The sequence below is a fragment of the Methanoregula sp. genome, assembly GCF_028712425.1.
GTDB lineage: Archaea > Halobacteriota > Methanomicrobia > Methanomicrobiales > Methanospirillaceae > Methanoregula.
Window position 1 is genome coordinate 1 of the sequence record NZ_JAQTQD010000054.1, and the last position, 3,407, is coordinate 3,407.

Genomic DNA, 3,407 nt, shown 5'->3' on the forward strand with positions numbered 1-3,407 from the left:
GCATTCATGGAATGATTGCTTTCAGCCGTTTCATGGTTGCCCGGAATTCTTCCTCGCTGATTGCCGATGAGATTTTTCCCCGGGTGACTGCACCCCCATACGGGAGCAGGCCTCTCCGGTAGGGTTTCCCGATAACGTCTTCCGGTTTGAATTTTTTTGCCGGCATTTTTTCGAGCACCGTTATATCTTATGTTGTATCGTGTATCAGATAAGGATTTGTGAGGGAGTCGCCGGAGTATCATCCCCTGCCGGGTCGCATGCTCACCCCGGCCCGCCGTATCCCCTCCGCGTCCACCCGGGGCCTGCTTCTTTTCCCGGCGTTTGTCAAGCTGATCCATTAACAGTTCCATAAAAAGATTCGCTCTACGGTGTCCCCCGGAACTGTGTGATGCACCACCCGTCCGGCCGATCATTCCCTGCTGCTTATACTGGATTTGTTTTCCCGAAGAGCAGTGTCCAGTCCGCCGCCTCCGAACGGTCGTATTGCTTCAGGATCTGTTCTGCCGCAGCCCGGTTCGCCTGCGCTTCCTTAAGTCCCGGGTTGATGGCGAGCGCCCGGTCAAAGGACTGGATGGCGTCCTCGTACTGCCCGGGTTCCATTAAGCAGCAGCCGAGGTTGTTACTAAGGATGAACGAGTCCGGGCCCGGTATGAGAGTACGGATCCTAAAAGGAAGGGGTTGTACGGTACTTATCCAAACAGTTCGCGGATGATTACGTTCAGATCCTTTTTCTGCCGGGCTGCGACATCCTTCAGGATTGCATGGAGCGTTCCTACCCGGAGGGATCTGTGGCGGGGGATCGTAATATCATGGGTTTTCCCGTTCACCGTGGTCGTAAGTCTCTGGTGGCTGCCGGTCTGGTGATCGATGCAGTACCCATAACAATGAAGAAGGCGGGCGAGGTTGTCGCCATCGACATTCCTCGGCAGTTTCATACTGCTATCAGTTCCTCTTTTACCATGTGGAGCCGGATCAGAGCGGGCCGGTCCTTACCGGTGAAATGGCAGGAGACCGCATCGTGAACCATCTCTTTGAGTTCGTCAAAGGTATCTGCTTCCGTGAAGATGGAATGGTTCAACGACCGGGCTTCGTATCCGCCTTCCGGAGATTCTTCGACAATAAAAATAATCTCGGTGTTCTTATGTTCCGCCATGTCAATCACTCTAGCAGATATAGTATTGTCGTGGTCATCAACTTTGTGAGGAAAATCCCCCGTCGACCCCCGCCAGGTCTCCCCCTTTCCCCTGCATCGTTCTCCCCCGGCCCGGCCCGCTTTCCCGGTTCGCCTGTGTCCCCCCTCCTGCTCCCGTGCGGCTGGCCTGCGCCAGGGCTTGTGCTGCCGCACAGCCGGATCTATGGAAAGGCGATGTCTGGACCGGGCCGGTCCCGGCCGGGGGTCTGGTATCTGGAACGGTCGCCATCCAGATAAGAGCATTTCGCTGCCGGGTATTCGTTCTTCGACTGGCATTTTCCAGGAAGTTATGATAAAAAAGAGACTGGCTGAAATATTCAGAGAGATTTCTGCAATTCGAGAATCTCTTTTCCAATCTGTTTTACTGTCATTTTCTTAAGATATTTTTTCCGGTCCTTGGTGTAATCGCCACTGCCGGGATCAAAACTCCGGATGAACCGAATCGCATCTTCCGGCCCGAGTGCATTAACAAGGGCATCGTATCCTTCACTCTGGATCTTTGCGATCGTTTTACTCCCCATGATGATTCACCTCCATCAACCAGTGCAGCGGATTATCTGCACATACAGATGTACGTGGTGCATTCTTCTTCATAATCTTTACCAGAGCATCACCGGTCCCCCAGCAAGATCGCGAACTCACAGCAGCAGGACGTTCGTGGATGTCCCATATGCCCAGGATCCTGTGGTCTCTTTCCCTCTCTTTTCGTTTTCCTGCAGACAACCGCGACAACAAAGTTCATTGCCCGTGATCGATAATCTATCCGGTTGAGAAGAGATGGCAAATTATCATTTTACGGTCACCATCTGGGAAGAAGATGGTGTATATGTATCAAAGTGCGTTGAACTGGAAGTGGCGAGCTGTGGCGATACTCCCAAAGAAGCACTCGAAAATATCCGGGAGGCGATCGATCTCTACCTGAAAAATGCACGCGAATACGATATGATCGGGGATATCGAACCTTCCATCTCGTCCCCGGAAAAATTTACCTCCGTTATTGAGGTCGAGGCGTGAAACTCCCCCGGGTCTCCTCGGCTTTCCTGATCAAACGATTGATGAAGAGAGGATTTGAGAAGGCCCGCCATCAGGGTAAAGGCAGCCATACGGTACTGTTCAAAACGGATGCAACCGGCCAGAAACTGCTCGTTGTCGTTCCGAAGCGCGATATCCTGCCGGCGGGTGTCCTGCTCTCCATCATGAAACAGGGAAGATTTACCCGCGATGAATTTCTTGAACTGCTGACGGCATAACGGCAGGAGGGGGAGAACTGCAGGGGATATGGTGTGGCGTCCTGGCCGGCTTCCCCACTCCCGTTTTATCTCTCCTCCTTTCCCGGTTCGCCTGTGTCCCGTCTCCTGCTTCCGTGCGGCTGGCCTGCGCCAGGACCTGTGCTGCCGCCCGGCCGGATCCATGAGAAGGCGGGGCCCGGATCAGGCCGGTCCCGGTCAGGTGTCTGATATCTGGATCGATCCCAACCCTATGAAAAACATTTCCCTGTCGGCCATCCCCGGTGCAGTGTGGCGCGCCACCTTTGTCGGAAAGAAATCCGGGTTTGATTATTCTCAAATTTCCAAAAAGGAATTATATTTACAATTTTTATGCAATCGAAAGATATATCAGTTTATACGCGATCAATTAAAATTAGTTGATAATTTGCAAAAGTGAAATGTAAATTATTGACGCATGCGGGGCAGTGTCCTGCATGGAGGTTTTCGTATGAGAAAAGAACAAACACACATGAACAGGATGTGGTGGATGGCCTCGGCGGCGGTTCTCCTCTTTGTCGCTGCGGCAGTCCTGCCGGTGGCGGCAAGCAACGCGTGGTCGTCGAATAACAATACTTTTATTATTCCCGCAAACGGAGTGCGGAGCCATGGGGATAACCTAGGCAACGACCATGATTTCAGTTACAATGGTAACGGAAGCTATTATTTCTGGATGGTGAACGGGACGCAGGGGATGAACGCGATCCACATTACGAATGATGTGACAGCCTCCAGCGGTCAGCTCACGAACTCGACCTCGAAGACCGGCACGTTCTACGTCTCGAGCACCGGCGGGCACCACGGCGATGATAACGCGCTCCTCCTCATCGGTGTCAACAGTACCAATTTGGATGACCTTGAGAATTTCGCGATCCATCTTGATGTAAAAGGGTATAACTGGGATCCCCTGGCCGGCGCGGACGAGCCGCCCGTCTTTTACGAGAACATCA

General features: G+C 52.8%; 8 protein-coding genes and 1 pseudogene. 4 read left to right on the plus strand and 5 right to left on the minus strand.

The annotated features are described in order from the left end of the window. Positions 1 to 4: 4 nt before the first annotated feature. The 5 genes from PHF39_RS13820 to PHF39_RS13840 all read right to left on the minus strand — a co-directional run bounded on the left by PHF39_RS13820 (position 5) and on the right by PHF39_RS13840 (position 1,713). Positions 5 to 166 (minus strand): hypothetical protein, encoded by a 162-nt coding sequence (locus PHF39_RS13820; protein WP_300223549.1) that lies wholly within the window; start codon positions 164 to 166, stop codon positions 5 to 7. A 257-nt stretch (positions 167 to 423) separates the two neighbouring features. Continuing rightward, entirely contained in the window at positions 424 to 786 is a 363-nt protein-coding gene (locus tag PHF39_RS14000; protein ID WP_366144249.1) for a tetratricopeptide repeat protein, read from the minus strand. Further along, positions 690 to 935, minus strand: a complete 246-nt coding sequence (locus PHF39_RS13830; RefSeq protein WP_300225159.1) for a type II toxin-antitoxin system HicA family toxin — start codon at positions 933 to 935, stop codon at positions 690 to 692. The genes PHF39_RS14000 and PHF39_RS13830 overlap by 97 nt, the downstream gene beginning before the upstream one ends. Next, positions 932 to 1,153 (minus strand): hypothetical protein, encoded by a 222-nt coding sequence (locus PHF39_RS13835; protein WP_300225162.1) that lies wholly within the window; start codon positions 1,151 to 1,153, stop codon positions 932 to 934. Before PHF39_RS13835 ends, PHF39_RS13830 begins: the two co-directional genes overlap by 4 nt. A 356-nt stretch (positions 1,154 to 1,509) precedes the next feature. Further along, complete coding sequence (locus PHF39_RS13840) at positions 1,510 to 1,713, minus strand: hypothetical protein (protein WP_015285785.1); 204 nt, start codon at positions 1,711 to 1,713, stop codon at positions 1,510 to 1,512. 256 nt (positions 1,714 to 1,969) lie between these two features. On the opposite strand from PHF39_RS13840, the gene PHF39_RS13845 reads away from it, so the two are divergent. The 4 genes and pseudogenes from PHF39_RS13845 to PHF39_RS13860 all read left to right on the plus strand — a co-directional run. Beyond that, positions 1,970 to 2,206 carry a type II toxin-antitoxin system HicB family antitoxin gene (locus PHF39_RS13845; RefSeq protein WP_015285784.1) on the plus strand — a complete coding sequence of 79 codons (237 nt, stop codon included), beginning with the start codon at positions 1,970 to 1,972 and terminating at the stop codon, positions 2,204 to 2,206. After that, the gene (locus PHF39_RS13850; RefSeq protein WP_300225166.1) at positions 2,203 to 2,442 is read left to right on the plus strand and encodes a type II toxin-antitoxin system HicA family toxin; all 240 of its coding nucleotides are present in this window, start codon (positions 2,203 to 2,205) and stop codon (positions 2,440 to 2,442) included. Before PHF39_RS13845 ends, PHF39_RS13850 begins: the two co-directional genes overlap by 4 nt. Positions 2,443 to 2,470: 28 nt before the next feature. Next, positions 2,471 to 2,857 carry a hypothetical protein gene (locus PHF39_RS13855; RefSeq protein WP_300225169.1) on the plus strand — a complete coding sequence of 129 codons (387 nt, stop codon included), beginning with the start codon at positions 2,471 to 2,473 and terminating at the stop codon, positions 2,855 to 2,857. A 51-nt stretch (positions 2,858 to 2,908) separates the two neighbouring features. Beyond that, positions 2,909 to 3,407: pseudogene (locus tag PHF39_RS13860) on the plus strand (hypothetical protein); the annotation flags it as partial.

Excerpts from the sequence above, each read along its gene's own strand:
- PHF39_RS13820 (WP_300223549.1), bottom strand. The coding sequence starts at position 166 with ATGCCGGCAAAAAAATTCAAACCGGAAGACGTTATCGGGAAACCCTAC.
- PHF39_RS13830 (WP_300225159.1), bottom strand. The coding sequence starts at position 935 with ATGAAACTGCCGAGGAATGTCGATGGCGACAACCTCGCCCGCCTTCTT.
- PHF39_RS13835 (WP_300225162.1), bottom strand. The coding sequence starts at position 1,153 with ATGGCGGAACATAAGAACACCGAGATTATTTTTATTGTCGAAGAATCT.
- PHF39_RS13840 (WP_015285785.1), bottom strand. The coding sequence starts at position 1,713 with ATGGGGAGTAAAACGATCGCAAAGATCCAGAGTGAAGGATACGATGCC.
- PHF39_RS13845 (WP_015285784.1), top strand. The coding sequence starts at position 1,970 with ATGGCAAATTATCATTTTACGGTCACCATCTGGGAAGAAGATGGTGTA.
- PHF39_RS13855 (WP_300225169.1), top strand. The coding sequence starts at position 2,471 with ATGGTGTGGCGTCCTGGCCGGCTTCCCCACTCCCGTTTTATCTCTCCT.